The following is a 14,253-nucleotide window of genomic DNA, read 5'->3' as shown; positions in this document are numbered from 1 at the left end:
GTTCTCTCACAGATAGCTACCTGAGTCCTATTCGAGCTCAGGTAGTACTTCTCTTATAAACTAAATCATCTCATTCTTGAATAGTAGGATTTTTTACAAGACATCGTCATCAGAAATCTTAGAATTTAATGTTGTTCCCCAATGGGTAATTTTACGGTGGGGTTGAGTTAAAATTGGTCTGTTTTCATAGATTGTTTGCCACCTATTCCATAGTAGACCTGTCTTTTTCTCAATCTTAATTCGCAGATTTCTCATATTTTCTTTGATTGGGAGGTTGAGGACAAAACCTGCAGTCTGGTTGCGACCGTTTCCTTCCCAAGAACGACTACGAACAACTTGGTTTCCATCTTTGTCTACTGTAACTTCTTCCCAAGTGATAGAGTAGCGGGCAATGTAAGCTCCACTATGTTGAATTGTCAATGTTTTATCTTTGGCAGGAGTCTGACTGATTGGTTGAACTGGCTTAGAAACTTGTGTCGCCGTCTCACCATTCGTAGCTATAAAGCGGAAAACTTCTACTTCTGCAAGACTGAGGGCTTGATTGTTCTTACGTAGTTGCACACGAACACGGCGTCCCAATTTCCCATTTAATTGAACATCCAAGCTCGCTCCGTCAAGTTTAGAAACATACTGTCTAGCAACTTCTTTCCCTTTTTCATCATATAAAATCACATCAAAGTCTGACAGACGTTTAGAAAGTTCTCCATCCCCACGGTTATGAAGGCGAACAAGTCCTACCTGTTCTGTACGACCTAAATCAACTTCCCACCAAGGCTGGTTTTCAAATTTTGTATGGGTAATTGATTGCTGGCTATAACTACTATTGGCATTGCCATCCAAGGCACGACTAGCATCTCCTCCAAAATCAGTAGAACTTTGCTTAGCTTGTTTTTTCCAAGCGATATTCTCAGCACGATATACTTGGACTTCTGCAAGACTGAGGGCATTATAGCCTTCTAGCTCAATTCGAACATAGCGCGCTTTTTTATGGTTAATCGCAATTTGTGCTGACACATCTTTAAGAGATGTTATGCGTTTTCTCTCAATTTCTTTACCAGAACTGTCTAAAAGAATGACATCAAAGTTTGCCAATCTATCCTGAGCAGTGTCTGTTCGGTTGTAAATATTGATTTGGCGAATGGTTTCTTCTTTAGCCAAATCTACTTGCCACCAAGGCTTAGATTGGAAGTTGGTATGAGTGACAGAATTGTGACCATAGTTACCATCAACTTTGCCATCCACAGCTCTTCTAGCATCTCCTCCGAAAGCTGTCGAACTTTGAGTAACCTGTTTTCCTAAGGCAATATTTTCCATTGGTTCAGCGCTTGGTTGACTAGAAGATTGAGGCAGAGCCTGTTTCTTAAAGAATCGCACTTTATCCAATTTCGGATCACGATAACCATGTTTGTCTAAGGTAGCTCGTTTACCAATATTAAAGTTAAGAATATCATTCATTCGACTTTCAAAATAGCCACGAGAACGGTGTTTAAAGCGTGAATTACCTGTAAATGTAACAATATCACGATCATTATGAATCAAGGGAGTCACAACATTATCATTATCAACCACATAATGCTTAATTTTTCCACTAACAGCTAATTTACGGCTTTCCAAACCAACATCCCAGAAATCATTCTCAGCATTCCAAACCGCTCTGGAAGTAATCACTTTAGGCGCACTGAAAGTCGTCACTTTTCGCAATACATGGTTATAAAAATCAGGATATTTTTGGTAAGCTTCAACCGCTGCAATCTGAGCTAGGTAGCCTCCAAGAGAATGGCCTGTCATATACAACTTGGTAATACTTGTATCCTTGGCTAATTCCCCAACAACCTTGCGGATATCATCCGCTTGCGCTGGTTTATTTCCTCCTAACAAAACAAAATCTGCACTTAAATCTTTCGCATCATTCCGTCTTGTTCCACGTATAGCCAACATGTGCACCGTTCCATCTTTGAGATAAGGAAGGTCGCTCTTGGTCTCAAATAAGAAAGCATCCAAGCCACTATCTGTATGGTAGGCTTTTTTCATCTTCCAGAAAGAAGCCAATTCATTGTGCATGAGTTTGTATTCTTGACGGTCAAGATAGAGACTAGGGAAAGGATTCTTATGATCTAAAATTTTCTCAATATAATCATCGTCTCGATAGGCTAACTCCATAAAGAGAAGAGAATCACGGTCTGTGACATACCATTCTTTCTTATTGTCATCTTCTCCATCTGCCAAACCATCCCCATCACTGTCTGCTAGCAAGGGATGACTGTTATATCCTAGATAATCCTTACCATCTTTGTTGTAAACATAAAGTTCATCTTTGTTTTTGATGCCATCTTGGTCATCATCCCCTTCCAAATCAAGAACTTTTTCACCGTAGAGAGATTCATCAATCAAATCATTTTCTAAATGCAATTCCCCTTTGGAAATCTTCACCAAATCTTCTGCTGTTAGAGAACGAGTATTTGTTGGTTTTTCTGTCACAGCTTCTTCTTTAGTTTCTTCTACAGGAGCAAGAATAGGTAAGTATTGAGCTGGCTCGGTTATCTCTACTTTTGACTCTTCCCTTTTGTTTTCAAGAACTTCACTTGCTTCCGGAAGCGTTTGAGGAGCTAGTCTTGACTCCTCTCTAAGAGGAGTTTCTAGTTTTGGAGTAGCATTTTCCGGCTCTCTCAATTCCTCCTTAGAATCTAGCACTCTTGTTGCCACTTCAGATGTTACATCTTGCTGTAGTTCATTGGCTGAAATTCCAGCTGGAGCTAGAAATGCAAAGCCGACTGCAACAGATACAACTCCGATACTTAATTTTTTTATGCCAAAGCGCATCATTCGTTGACCAATTTTCATTATTCTTTATCTTTCTTTTCGTTTATTTATAAGCAGACTCAAACTAAATCTCCTTGTGCTATATATAGGACAAGGCTAAGAAATTCAGAAAGTAAATTCATTCTTATCTTTCCTTATCATCCTAGTCTGCTTGGCTAGGAAACTAATGCTAGCATCCTAGAATCTTATCTTTCACAATGCTAACTATCAGACTCTTTCAGTTACAAGAGTAGGAAGAAACCCATAGTCTACCTATGTTTCTTCTTTGTTCCGAATAGTCAACCATGAAAGGAAAGAGGCATTCCCCCTTTTAAATCTTTTTTCTTACAATTCTGCAAGAATCGCTTTAAGCAAGCCTTTAAAGTCACCTTTGACACGTTCGGTTACTTCTACAACTTCTTCGTGATTGAGTTCTTCTTGGAAACCAGCCGCAAAGTTAGTAATACATGAAATTCCTAGAACTTTCAAACCTGAATGGGCTGCCACGATCACTTCAGGAACCGTAGACATACCAACTACATCTGCTCCCAGTGTCTTATAAGCACGAATTTCTGCTGGTGTTTCATAAGTTGGACCAGTTACACCGATATAGACACCTTCATCAAGCTTGATACCCTGTTTTTTAGCCACTTCATGGGCAGTAGCACGGTATTCTGGAGTGTAGGCCTTAGACATATCTGGGAAACGTGGACCAAAGTCATCCAAGTTTTCACCCATCAATGGATTTTGCCCCGTCATATTGATATGATCTGAGATAGCCATCAAAGTACCAGGGCCATAACCAATACCACCAGCTGCATTGGTTACAATAACACCTTCACATCCAAGAACTTTCATGACACGTACTGGGAAGGTCACAACTTCCAGAGGATTTCCTTCGTAGAAATGGAAACGTCCTTGAAGAGCCAAGACCTTGCGACCTGCCAGTTCACCATATACCAATTTCCCAGCGTGACCAACTACTGTCGAACGGCCCCAGTTTGGAATCTGAGCATAGTCTACTACAACTGGATTTTCGATTTCTTCTGCCAATTCTCCAAGTCCTGATCCAAGGATTAGACCGAACTCAGGCGTTTGGATTCCCTTTTCTTTCAGGAAAGCAGCTGTTTCATTTATTCTATCTAAAAATGTCATTGTGTGTCTCCTTTATTAGTTTTTAGCATTTGACCGGTTTTGTCAAAGGTTTTTGCATTGCGAATGGTAATATGGCGATAGAAAGGCATCTTGAGCAAGTACTTGTGATAGGCAGTCTTAGAGTAGGATTCTTCAGAGAATTTCCCCCAGAAAATCCCAAGTCTTCCAAAATGAAGAACTTCATCTTCCAGTTTCAAACTATCTACTTTCTCAATGACTTGATCCACATCCAAACTCTCCGTGTAGAAGAGAAAATCTTTTCGTGCCAAGTCTCTGTTCCACCAAGCTGGTAGATTTTCAAGTTCCGCCTCAAAGTCCTCTAGACTCAGTAAAGAAAAGCTCTGAATAAATGGATAATGGACTGCAAAGAAAGTCTCTAGCTTTTCAACCAATTGGGCTTTGGAATCTATCGAAGTAAAGAAAATATTGCCACTATTGATGTAGCTCTCAACCTTTTCCAGTCCCAAGTTTGTCAATTCTTGACGAAGCTCCGCCATGACGACCTTATTCTTACCACCAACATTGATACCTCTCACCAGCAAAGCATAGCGCGTCATCTTATACCAATTTATCTAAGAAACTTTCCCCAATCATAGCAGTTTCCACACCAAAGTTATCGGCAACAGTCGCTGAAATATCTGCAAAATGTCCTACTGGAATGAGACCATTTCCTTTAAAGGCAGGGCTATAGGCCAACAATGGAATATATTCCCGAGTGTGATCCGTTCCTGCATACGTTGGGTCATTTCCATGGTCCGCAGTAATCAAGAGAAGGTCATTCTCTCTCATAGCTGCGATAATTTCAGGTAAGCGTTCATCAAACTCATGCAAACAATCACGGTAACCGTGAGCATTACGACGATGGCCGTAAAGGGCATCAAAGTCAACTAGGTTTGTGAATGAGAATCCTTTTTCAAACTCAGCAAGTCCCATAGTCTTCAATAGTGTATCAATTCCATGACTATTTGACTTGTTGTGACCCATGTCATGGTTGATACCAGCACCGTTAAAGATATCGTTGATTTTACCCACAGCATAAGTATCGATACCAGCCTCATTCAATTTATCCAAAACAGTTGGGGAAAATGGAGATACAGCCAAGTCACGACGGTTTGCCGTACGAGTGAAGTTACCTGGTTCACCTACATAAGGGCGAGCAATGATGCGACCAAGAAGGGCAGGACGCTCAAGGGTAATCGAACGAGCGTATTCACAGATACGGTACAATTCATCCAAAGGAATAATGTCTTCGTGGGCAGCAATCTGCAAAACAGGGTCAGCTGAAGTATAGATAATCAACTCTCCAGTTTCCATCTGACGTGGTCCAAAATCATCGATAACGGCTGTTCCTGAGTAAGGTTTGTTGGCTTCACGAATGACCTTACGTCCTGAGAATTCTTCGATTTTTGTCAAGATTTCTTCTGGGAATCCGTTCCAGAAAGTATCGAAAGGCTCCGTAATGTTGAGTCCCATGATTTCCCAGTGCCCAGTCATGGTGTCCTTACCAAGGGATACTTCTTCCAATTTTGTTGCATATCCAGTTGGATTGCTTTCTGCCGGTACTGTCTTAAGAGGAGTTTCACGAGGAATATTTCCAAGACCGATTTTAGCCATATTTGGCACATTCAAACCAACTGTTTTGGAAATGTGTCCCAGTGTGTCAGAAGCTCCATCTGGAACCCCTGCATTGACAAAGTTATTAGCATCTGGTGCTGCACCGATTCCTACAGAATCCAGTACCACCAAATGAATACGATTAAATTTAGACATCTTATGCCCCCTTCTATTTTTCTTTTCTTGAGGTTAAAATCTGAACCCCATCTCGTCCAGCAACGATTACTTTATCCACCATTTGGTTGAATAAACCGTGTTCTACGACACCAACGACATGGTCCAATTCTTGTCCGAGAGCAATTGGATCTTCGATGACATCCAAGTCAAGGTCAATGATAAAGTTCTGCATATCGGTCACAAAACGTTGGCCATCTTTTTCACGGAAGCTTGGTTTGTAGCCAGCTCGTTCAAAATGACGAAAGACCTGCTCTGCACCATACTGAACCACTTCTACTGGCAATTTAAAAGCACCTAGTTTTTCGACCAGCTTGCTTTCATCCACCACCCAAATGTATTCTTTTGATGGTGTTGCGACCACCTTTTCCATGAGAAGGGCACCACCACCGCCTTTAATTCCATTAAACTGACTATCCACTTCATCCGCGCCATCAACCGTCACATCGACAAAGTCTACTTGGTCAATAGACTTGAGCGGGATATTAAGGCCTTCTGCCTGTTTAGTGGTCACACTAGAAGTTGTTACAGCTGTAATCTGCAATCCTTCTTCCTTGATACGACGACCGATTTCTTCTACAAAATAATAGGCAGTCGAGCCTGTTCCAAGTCCAACGACCATTCCATCGCTCACGAACTCAGCAGCCTTGATACCTGCCATTTTCTTCAGATTTTCCACCGATTTACCTCCATCATTCTCAGTTCTTATTCTACTATGAAATCGCTTTTTATTCAAGTAAAAAGATCAAATTTACATTTTTTATCAATCTTTCTTTGAAAACATGCATTTTATTTTTATAAAACGAATAAAAATGAATTTATCTTTTATGTATTTGCTTTGTTCATCTCTTTCCAGTTCCAAAAACAAGACCTTAACTTTGATACGTCTAGTTTAGCATTAAAGCAGGCGCATTTCAAGAATCATAAATTAAGAGAAGGAAGTGGGTTTATCTATCTATTTTAAACAAGTTTATCTTTGCTTACCCTCTCTTGTTGACAAATAATTTTCATTACTTTAGGAATACAATTACTAATCTCCGTTGGCAAAACCACATACTGTTCTTGAGCTAGTTCTTGGGCAATAGCTGAATGAAGATGGGTCGCTACCGTCACACATTCGTAGAGACTGGCCTGTCGGAATTGGCCTGCAAATCCTGCAATCATTCCAGCGATAGTATCTCCCATTCCCCCAGTCGCCTGATAGGGACCACCAACCTGTAACTGGTAATAATCAGATTGGCTAGCTTGCCAAATACGAGTAGCCGGACCTTTCTCCACCAAAATTGTTCCTTGAGGAAATGAAGTCAGGGCACTAGCTGTTGCATCTTCCTTTTGCTTTTCAATAGCAATACCAGACAGCTTTTCCCATTCTTTTTGGTGGGGAGTTAGGATAAGCTGGTTAGACGGAAACGACAAACTTGTCCTAGCAAGAATGGTCAGGGCACCACCATCTACAATCAAAATCTGATTCTGTTTTAAGCTAGCAAAGACCTGTTTGACTAGATCTTCTCCAAAAGCATCGTCTCCTAAACCAGGTCCCAGCAAGACAACTTCTGCCTTCTCCAACTGCTCTTTTAACAATTGCTTGTCTTGAAGAGAAAATGCCATAGCCTCAGGTAAATGGCTGTGCAGAGCTGGAATATTTTCCCTGTCCGTTCCAACGGTCACCAATCCTGCACCACTCTTAACAGCAGCTAGTGCAGCCATAATGATAGCACCTCCATAAGGATAAGTGCCACCAAGCAGCAGCAGACGACCATGGTCTCCTTTATGACTTGTACGAGAACGTTCAATAATAACTTTTTCTAGTAAAGTTTGATCAATCACTTTCATCGTTTTTTCCTCTCGCTTTTATTATACAACAAAAAGGAGGCGCAGACCTCCTTTTGTAATCTTATATCTAAAATTTAATACTCATTTCTGCCATTTCAGATATAGCTATAGAAAATACACTCTCTTCAGCGATTTTTCTCTTATTTTCTATCCAATGTCCGAAGTGCTGCCTGATAAGTTTGCTCCATTAGCATGGTAATGGTCATAGGGCCTACACCTCCAGGAACTGGTGTGATGTGGCTAGCAAGTGGGGCAACTGCCTCATAGTCAACATCTCCACAGAGCTTCCCATTTTCATCGCGGTTCATACCGACATCAATGACAACCGCACCTGGTTTGACAAAGTCAGCAGTCACAAACTTGGCACGACCAATTGCGACCACAAGAATATCTGCTTTTGCAGCCACCTTGGCAAGATTATGGGTGCGTGAGTGGGTCAAGGTCACTGTTGCATTTTTGGCCAAAAGAAGCTGGGCCATGGGTTTTCCAACGATATTAGAACGACCGATGACGACCGCATTTTTACCTTCCAATTCAATCCCATATTCATGAAACATTTCCATAATTCCTGCAGGTGTCGAAGGAATCATAACTGGATGTCCAGACCAAAGACGTCCCATGTTTAGGGGATGGAAACCATCCACATCCTTTTCTGGGTCAATGGCCAACAAAACCGCCTCTTCATCAATGTGTTTTGGTAATGGCAACTGGACCAAAATCCCATGCCAAGCTGGATCTTGATTGTATTTGGCAATCAAGTCTAACAATTCCTCTTGAGTAATGGTATCTGGAACTCGCACTACTTCGCTACGGAAACCAGCCGCAAGAGCTGACCTCTCCTTGTTGCGAACGTAGACTTGGCTGGCAGGATTATCTCCCACCAAAATCACTACCAAACCAGGCACTAGACCTGTTTCTTCTTTTAGTTTTGCAGTCTTTTCAGCCAACTGTCCTTGTAATTTAGCTGCTAAAGCCTTCCCATCAATAATCTGTGTCATATCACTTCTCTTTTCTTTCAAATATCTTCCATTATACCAAAAACTGCCAGCACCCTCTAACACTTCTTTCCTAGGCTATCCTATAGTTTCAAACTATAAGAAAAAGCTCTGGTTGAGCTTTTCACTAATCTTGTCTTGAAATTTTAAAATAGATTATAAAACCTTACTCAAGAAATCTTTAGTCCGTTGTTCTTGGGTTTGTTCAAAAATCTGTTCTGGTGTTCCATCCTCAACAACCACACCGTCTGCCATAAAGATGACACGGTCTGCCACCTCACGGGCAAATCCCATTTCATGTGTTACGATAACCATGGTCATTCCTGATTTGGCTAGATCTTGCATAACAGCCAATACCTCACCTACCATTTCAGGATCCAAGGCTGAAGTTGGCTCGTCAAAGAGCAAAACATCTGGTTCCATGGCCAAACCACGTGCTATGGCAATCCGTTGTTGCTGTCCACCTGACAAACTCTGTGGATAAGCAGTTGCCTTATCTGGTAAACCAACTTTTTCCAAAAGTTCCTGAGCTCTCTTCTCAGCAACTGCCTTGCTTTCACCTTTGGTCTTGATAGGTGACAAGGTGATATTTTCCATCACAGTCATATTAGGAAAGAGATTGAATTGTTGGAAAACCATCCCCATCTTCTCACGCATGGCAAACAGGTCATTCTTCTTGTCCGTAATATCGACTCCCTCAAAGATAACCTTTCCTTTAGTTGCTTCTTCCAACAAATTCATAGAGCGAAGCAAGGTAGATTTCCCGCTCCCTGAAGGACCGATGATAACGACAACTTCTCCTCTTTTAATCTCGAGGTTGATGCCCTTCAATACTTCATTCTTTCCAAATGATTTATGTAAATTTTCAATTTTTATCAAGGTTTCTGTCATTATTTCTTATCTCCTTGTCCCATACGTTTTTCAAAAGCTTTCAAGGCTACGGTCAAAATAGAAGTCATAATCAAGTAATAAAAGGCTGCAAATAAAAGTGGTGTTAAAGGTAGATAGGTTGTTGTAGAAACTGTTGTAGCTCCGTTCCACAACTCCATGACACCGATAGCTGATAAGAGGGAGCTATCCTTGATAATGGTAATAAATTCGTTCCCCAATGCTGGCAAAATATTTTTGATTGCTTGTGGCAAAATCACATAGCGCATCGCATTTTTAGGACGAATCCCTAGCGAATAAGCCGCCTCTAGCTGACCTTTTGGAACTGCATTGATTCCAGCACGAACAGTCTCAGAAACATAAGCACCACTGTTCATAGAGATAATCAAAATCCCTGGAATCAGACGAGAAAGATCAACACCTAAAATTCCAACCTGAATAGTCGGAGCATTGATATGCATAAGAGCAAAGGCAATCATAATCTGAACCATCATCGGTGTCCCACGGAAAATCCAAACGTACAAGTTGGCGAGCCAAACAAGCGGTTTAAACTTTGAACGTTGCCCAAAAGCCAAGACAACCCCCAAAATGGTTCCCAAAAAGACAACACAGATAGAAATGAGAACCGTCACAACAGCCCCATAGTTAAAATAAGGTAAATACTTAGGTAAAAAAGAAAAATTCATAGTCACACTGCTTTCTAAAATAGAATACTGTATGATTATAACGTATATTGAATTAAAATTCAAATCTTTTATCCAATTTATTTAAAAATCTTTAAACTAGCAGAATTAGCGAGAAATTTTAGTTTTTTTCTAGTCAAGTTGGCCTCCTTTATGGTAAAATAGTAACGATAAGAAATGAAGGAGAATCAAAATGGAATCACATTTGGTTAGAATCATCAACCGCCTTGAAGCAATGGCAAACGATGGCGGAAATTTAAAACGTAATTTTGAACGTGAAGGAGTTGTTGTTGCAGAAGTTGCGTACAGCCACGACGAAGAAAACGGCTCAATCTTTACCCTTCGTGACGTAGAAGCTCGCGAAACGTATACGTTTGATAGCATTGACTTAATTGCAATGGAGATTTACGAACTTCTCTACTAATCTAAAACAAGCTGGGATTGTCCCTGCATGTCTAACCAAAATCCTTTTTGTCTCACAAATAGGATTTTTTTATAGTCCAAATTCACAAAAATTTTCATTGTAACAACTTTTCAAAGCTGCAATCTTTTTACTTGCTTTACACCCCAATCCTGTTATAATGAGAGTATAGGAATTTGACTATTTTTGACCTTTAAACAGATCAGGATAAAGAAAGAAATGAGGTAGATGTATGCTTTGTCAAAACTGTAAAATCAACGACTCAACAATTCATCTTTACACCAATCTCAATGGAAAACAAAAACAAATTGACCTCTGTCAAAACTGCTACAAGATTATCAAAACAGATCCTAACAATAGCCTCTTCAAAGGTATGACGGATCTGAACAATCGTGACTTCGATCCCTTTGGTGATTTCTTCAATGATCTAAACAATTTCAGACCTTCTAGCAATACTCCTCCTATTCCCCCAACCCAATCAGGTGGAGGTTACGGTGGAAACGGCGGTTATGGTTCCCAAAATCGTGGATCTACTCAAACTCCGCCACCTAGCCAAGAAAAAGGCCTGCTGGAAGAATTTGGTATTAATGTAACTGAAATTGCCCGTCGTGGAGACATTGACCCCGTTATTGGGCGCGACGATGAGATTATCCGTGTCATCGAGATTCTCAATCGTAGAACCAAGAATAATCCTGTCCTTATCGGTGAACCTGGTGTCGGAAAAACGGCCGTTGTCGAAGGTCTAGCTCAGAAAATTGTCGATGGCGATGTGCCACATAAACTCCAAGGTAAACAAGTCATCCGTCTGGATGTGGTTAGCTTAGTTCAAGGAACGGGGATTCGAGGACAATTTGAAGAACGCATGCAAAAACTCATGGAAGAAATTCGCAAACGTGAAGACATCATCCTCTTTATCGATGAAATCCATGAAATTGTTGGTGCTGGTTCTGCGAGTGATGGTAATATGGACGCAGGAAATATCCTCAAGCCAGCCCTTGCTCGTGGAGAACTGCAACTGGTCGGCGCTACTACCCTCAATGAATACCGTATCATTGAAAAGGATGCTGCCCTCGAGCGTCGTATGCAGCCTGTCAAGGTTGATGAACCAACCGTGGAAGAAACAATCACTATCCTCAAAGGGATTCAAAAGAAATACGAAGACTACCACCACGTTCAATATACCGATGCTTCGATTGAAGCAGCTGCAACTCTTTCCAATCGTTACATCCAAGATCGCTTCTTACCTGACAAGGCCATTGACCTCCTAGATGAAGCTGGTTCTAAGATGAATTTGACCTTGAATTTTGTAGACCCTAAAGTCATTGATCAGCGCTTGATTGAGGCTGAAAATCTCAAGTCTCAAGCTACACGAGAAGAAGATTTTGAAAAAGCCGCCTACTTCCGTGACCAGATTGCCAAATATAAGGAAATGCAAAAGAAAAAGGTCACAGACCAGGATACTCCAATCATCAGTGAAAAAACCATTGAGCATATTATTGAGCAGAAAACCAACATCCCTGTTGGTGATTTAAAAGAGAAAGAACAATCTCAACTCATCCATCTAGCCGAAGATCTCAAGTCTCATATTATTGGCCAAGATGATGCAGTCGATAAGATTGCTAAGGCTATTCGCCGTAATCGTGTCGGTCTTGGTACGCCTAACCGTCCAATTGGAAGCTTCCTCTTTGTCGGACCAACTGGGGTCGGTAAGACAGAACTTTCCAAACAATTAGCTATCGAACTCTTTGGTTCTGCTGATAGTATGATTCGCTTTGATATGAGTGAATACATGGAAAAACACAGTGTGGCTAAGTTGGTCGGCGCTCCTCCAGGTTATGTTGGCTATGATGAGGCTGGTCAATTAACTGAAAAAGTTCGCCGCAATCCATATTCTCTCATCCTTCTCGATGAAGTGGAAAAAGCTCACCCAGATGTTATGCACATGTTTCTACAAGTCTTGGACGATGGTCGTTTGACAGATGGGCAAGGACGGACCGTTAGCTTCAAGGATGCCATCATTATCATGACCTCAAATGCAGGTACAGGTAAGTCTGAAGCCAACGTTGGATTTGGGGCTACTAGAGAAGGACGTACCAACTCTGTTCTCGGTGAACTCGGCAACTTCTTTAGCCCAGAGTTTATGAACCGTTTTGATGGCATTATCGAATTTAAGGCTCTCAGCAAGGATAATCTCCTTCAGATTGTCGAGCTCATGCTAGCAGATGTTAACAAGCGCCTCTCTAGCAACAACATTCATTTGGATGTAACTGACAAGGTCAAGGAAAAGCTGGTTGACCTAGGTTATGATCCAAAAATGGGAGCACGCCCACTTCGTCGGACTATTCAAGACTATATTGAGGACGCAATCACTGACTACTACCTTGAAAATCCAAGCGAAAAAGACCTCAAAGCAGTTCTGACTAGCAAGGGAAACATTCAAATTAAGTCTGCCAAAAAAGTTGAAGTAAAAACTTATGAAAAAGAAGTATAAATCCTATAGAAAAGGAGTAGAAAATGAAAATTTTCTGCTCTTTTTACTAAAATAACTATAAGTTCTTGACAGCTCTGCCTTTGTCCATTATGATAATAATAAAGATACTAGATAATGAGGAAAATGCAATGGCAAACCCAACTTTCGGAGAAAAAAAAGCAAATACAGACTATGTTGCACGCTATGGAGTGTATGCAGTTATCCCTGACGCTAAACAAAAACAAATTGTTCTTGTTCAAGCACCTAATGGCGCTTGGTTCCTACCAGGTGGCGAAATTGAAGTAGGTGAAAATCATCAGGAAGCCCTAAAGCGTGAATTGATTGAAGAGCTTGGTTTCACAGCTGAAATTGGTACCTATTATGGACAGGCTGATGAATACTTCTACTCTCGTCATCGTGATACCTACTACTACAATCCTGCCCACCTCTATGAAGCGACTTCTTTCAAAGAAGTGCAAAATCCACTAGAAGATTTTAATCATATTGCCTGGTTCCCTATTGACGAGGCTATCCAAAATCTTAAACGTGGTAGCCATAAATGGGCCATCCAATCTTGGAAAAAACAGCATAAGATTGACTAATACTCTTCGAGAATCTCTTCAAACCACGTCAGCGTCGCCTGACCGTAGATATGGTCACTGACTTCGTCAGTCTTANNTTTCATTGAGTATAAATCAAGCGACTTTATTCAAAAAGTGCTATAATAGAATTAGAAAATCGGAGGAAATATTATGAAGCTTATCAATACGACAAACTCACACTCGCAACTTGTAAAAAATCAGCTAGAAAGTACCGATGCAACCCTTGTTGAGGTTTATTCTGCAGGGAATACAGATGTTATTTTTACCCAAGCGCCGCTTCACTATGAAATCCTCATCTCAAACAAACACCGTGCTATTCGTGAGCCTGAAATCGAAACCATTCAAGAATTTTTCTTGAAACGTAAAATTAATAAGGACTCTATTGATGAAGCCAATATCAAGACACTCTACTCAGAGAAATTAATTGGAATTTCAATCCCAATCCAGTGAGGAAATTGAGTAAAAACTCTACTTGAGCGAAAGTCCAATAAGTCTTCCCACAATAAAACGCATAGTATTGAGGTACACTCGCTATTATGCGTTTTTATATAGTAGATTGAAACTATAATAGTACACCTCTACTTCTAAAACATTGTTAGAAATCGGTTTGAAATCGGAA

The 14,253-nt window shown here is 40.7% G+C and carries 13 protein-coding genes; 4 read left to right on the top strand and 9 right to left on the bottom strand.

Features of this window, described 5'->3' with window-relative positions; genetic code table 11:
• Positions 1–93: 93 nt before the first annotated feature.
• From HT687_RS12145 to HT687_RS01290, 9 genes are all read right to left on the bottom strand, one after another.
• Positions 94–2,841: a thiol-activated cytolysin C-terminal domain-containing protein gene (locus tag HT687_RS12145; RefSeq protein WP_000690151.1), complete on the bottom strand. Its 2,748-nt coding sequence runs from the start codon at positions 2,839–2,841 to the stop codon at positions 94–96.
• A gap of 303 nt (positions 2,842–3,144) precedes the next feature.
• Positions 3,145–3,954, bottom strand: coding sequence for a purine-nucleoside phosphorylase (locus tag HT687_RS01325; RefSeq protein ID WP_000143382.1), 810 nt, complete (start codon positions 3,952–3,954; stop codon positions 3,145–3,147).
• Positions 3,951–4,511 (bottom strand): DUF1697 domain-containing protein, encoded by a 561-nt coding sequence (locus HT687_RS01320; RefSeq protein WP_000199115.1) that lies wholly within the window; start codon positions 4,509–4,511, stop codon positions 3,951–3,953. The genes HT687_RS01325 and HT687_RS01320 overlap by 4 nt, the downstream gene beginning before the upstream one ends.
• 1 nt (position 4,512) lies before the next feature.
• Positions 4,513–5,724: a phosphopentomutase gene (locus HT687_RS01315; protein ID WP_000033123.1), complete on the bottom strand. Its 1,212-nt coding sequence runs from the start codon at positions 5,722–5,724 to the stop codon at positions 4,513–4,515.
• A gap of 13 nt (positions 5,725–5,737) precedes the next feature.
• Positions 5,738–6,421 carry a ribose-5-phosphate isomerase RpiA gene (gene rpiA / locus HT687_RS01310; RefSeq protein WP_000429302.1) on the bottom strand — a complete coding sequence of 228 codons (684 nt, stop codon included), beginning with the start codon at positions 6,419–6,421 and terminating at the stop codon, positions 5,738–5,740.
• 281 nt (positions 6,422–6,702) lie between these two features.
• Complete coding sequence (locus tag HT687_RS01305; RefSeq protein WP_000863090.1) at positions 6,703–7,575, bottom strand: NAD(P)H-hydrate dehydratase; 873 nt, start codon at positions 7,573–7,575, stop codon at positions 6,703–6,705.
• Positions 7,576–7,715: 140 nt separating this feature from the next.
• Positions 7,716–8,573 (bottom strand): bifunctional methylenetetrahydrofolate dehydrogenase/methenyltetrahydrofolate cyclohydrolase, encoded by an 858-nt coding sequence (locus tag HT687_RS01300; protein ID WP_000192087.1) that lies wholly within the window; start codon positions 8,571–8,573, stop codon positions 7,716–7,718.
• Positions 8,574–8,726: 153 nt separating this feature from the next.
• On the bottom strand, positions 8,727–9,461 hold the full coding sequence (locus tag HT687_RS01295) for an amino acid ABC transporter ATP-binding protein (RefSeq protein WP_000140955.1): 735 nt from the start codon (positions 9,459–9,461) through the stop codon (positions 8,727–8,729).
• On the bottom strand, positions 9,461–10,144 hold the full coding sequence (locus tag HT687_RS01290; RefSeq protein ID WP_001011642.1) for an amino acid ABC transporter permease: 684 nt from the start codon (positions 10,142–10,144) through the stop codon (positions 9,461–9,463). The genes HT687_RS01295 and HT687_RS01290 overlap by 1 nt, the downstream gene beginning before the upstream one ends.
• Before the next feature lie 190 nt (positions 10,145–10,334).
• Between HT687_RS01290 and HT687_RS01285 the strand changes: the two genes are divergently transcribed.
• The 4 genes from HT687_RS01285 (at position 10,335) to HT687_RS01270 (ending at position 14,084) form a co-directional block, all read left to right on the top strand.
• Complete coding sequence (locus HT687_RS01285) at positions 10,335–10,565, top strand: DUF1797 family protein (protein ID WP_000443574.1); 231 nt, start codon at positions 10,335–10,337, stop codon at positions 10,563–10,565.
• A gap of 229 nt (positions 10,566–10,794) precedes the next feature.
• The gene (locus HT687_RS01280; protein WP_054388249.1) at positions 10,795–13,053 is read left to right on the top strand and encodes an ATP-dependent Clp protease ATP-binding subunit; all 2,259 of its coding nucleotides are present in this window, start codon (positions 10,795–10,797) and stop codon (positions 13,051–13,053) included.
• Between the two features lie 128 nt (positions 13,054–13,181).
• Positions 13,182–13,634: an NUDIX hydrolase gene (locus HT687_RS01275; RefSeq protein WP_000013081.1), complete on the top strand. Its 453-nt coding sequence runs from the start codon at positions 13,182–13,184 to the stop codon at positions 13,632–13,634.
• Between the two features lie 150 nt (positions 13,635–13,784).
• Entirely contained in the window at positions 13,785–14,084 is a 300-nt protein-coding gene (locus HT687_RS01270; RefSeq protein ID WP_000767185.1) for a DUF1827 family protein, read from the top strand.
• The last annotated feature ends 169 nt before the right edge of the window (positions 14,085–14,253 follow it).

Source organism: Streptococcus sp. 1449, assembly GCF_013276805.1.
Taxonomy (GTDB): domain Bacteria; phylum Bacillota; class Bacilli; order Lactobacillales; family Streptococcaceae; genus Streptococcus; species Streptococcus pseudopneumoniae.
Note: the sequence above shows the minus strand (reverse complement) of the source record. Positions and strands in the feature narration are given on the sequence as shown.

What these genes read in the sequence shown, in the direction of transcription:
- HT687_RS12145 (WP_000690151.1), bottom strand. Translation starts at nt 2,841, where the DNA reads ATGAAAATTGGTCAACGAATGATGCGCTTTGGCATAAAAAAATTAAGT.
- HT687_RS01325 (WP_000143382.1), bottom strand. Translation starts at nt 3,954, where the DNA reads ATGACATTTTTAGATAGAATAAATGAAACAGCTGCTTTCCTGAAAGAA.
- HT687_RS01320 (WP_000199115.1), bottom strand. Translation starts at nt 4,511, where the DNA reads ATGACGCGCTATGCTTTGCTGGTGAGAGGTATCAATGTTGGTGGTAAG.
- HT687_RS01315 (WP_000033123.1), bottom strand. Translation starts at nt 5,724, where the DNA reads ATGTCTAAATTTAATCGTATTCATTTGGTGGTACTGGATTCTGTAGGA.
- HT687_RS01305 (WP_000863090.1), bottom strand. Translation starts at nt 7,575, where the DNA reads ATGAAAGTGATTGATCAAACTTTACTAGAAAAAGTTATTATTGAACGT.
- HT687_RS01300 (WP_000192087.1), bottom strand. Translation starts at nt 8,573, where the DNA reads ATGACACAGATTATTGATGGGAAGGCTTTAGCAGCTAAATTACAAGGA.
- HT687_RS01295 (WP_000140955.1), bottom strand. Translation starts at nt 9,461, where the DNA reads ATGACAGAAACCTTGATAAAAATTGAAAATTTACATAAATCATTTGGA.
- HT687_RS01290 (WP_001011642.1), bottom strand. Translation starts at nt 10,144, where the DNA reads ATGAATTTTTCTTTTTTACCTAAGTATTTACCTTATTTTAACTATGGG.
- HT687_RS01285 (WP_000443574.1), top strand. Translation starts at nt 10,335, where the DNA reads ATGGAATCACATTTGGTTAGAATCATCAACCGCCTTGAAGCAATGGCA.
- HT687_RS01280 (WP_054388249.1), top strand. Translation starts at nt 10,795, where the DNA reads ATGCTTTGTCAAAACTGTAAAATCAACGACTCAACAATTCATCTTTAC.
- HT687_RS01275 (WP_000013081.1), top strand. Translation starts at nt 13,182, where the DNA reads ATGGCAAACCCAACTTTCGGAGAAAAAAAAGCAAATACAGACTATGTT.
- HT687_RS01270 (WP_000767185.1), top strand. Translation starts at nt 13,785, where the DNA reads ATGAAGCTTATCAATACGACAAACTCACACTCGCAACTTGTAAAAAAT.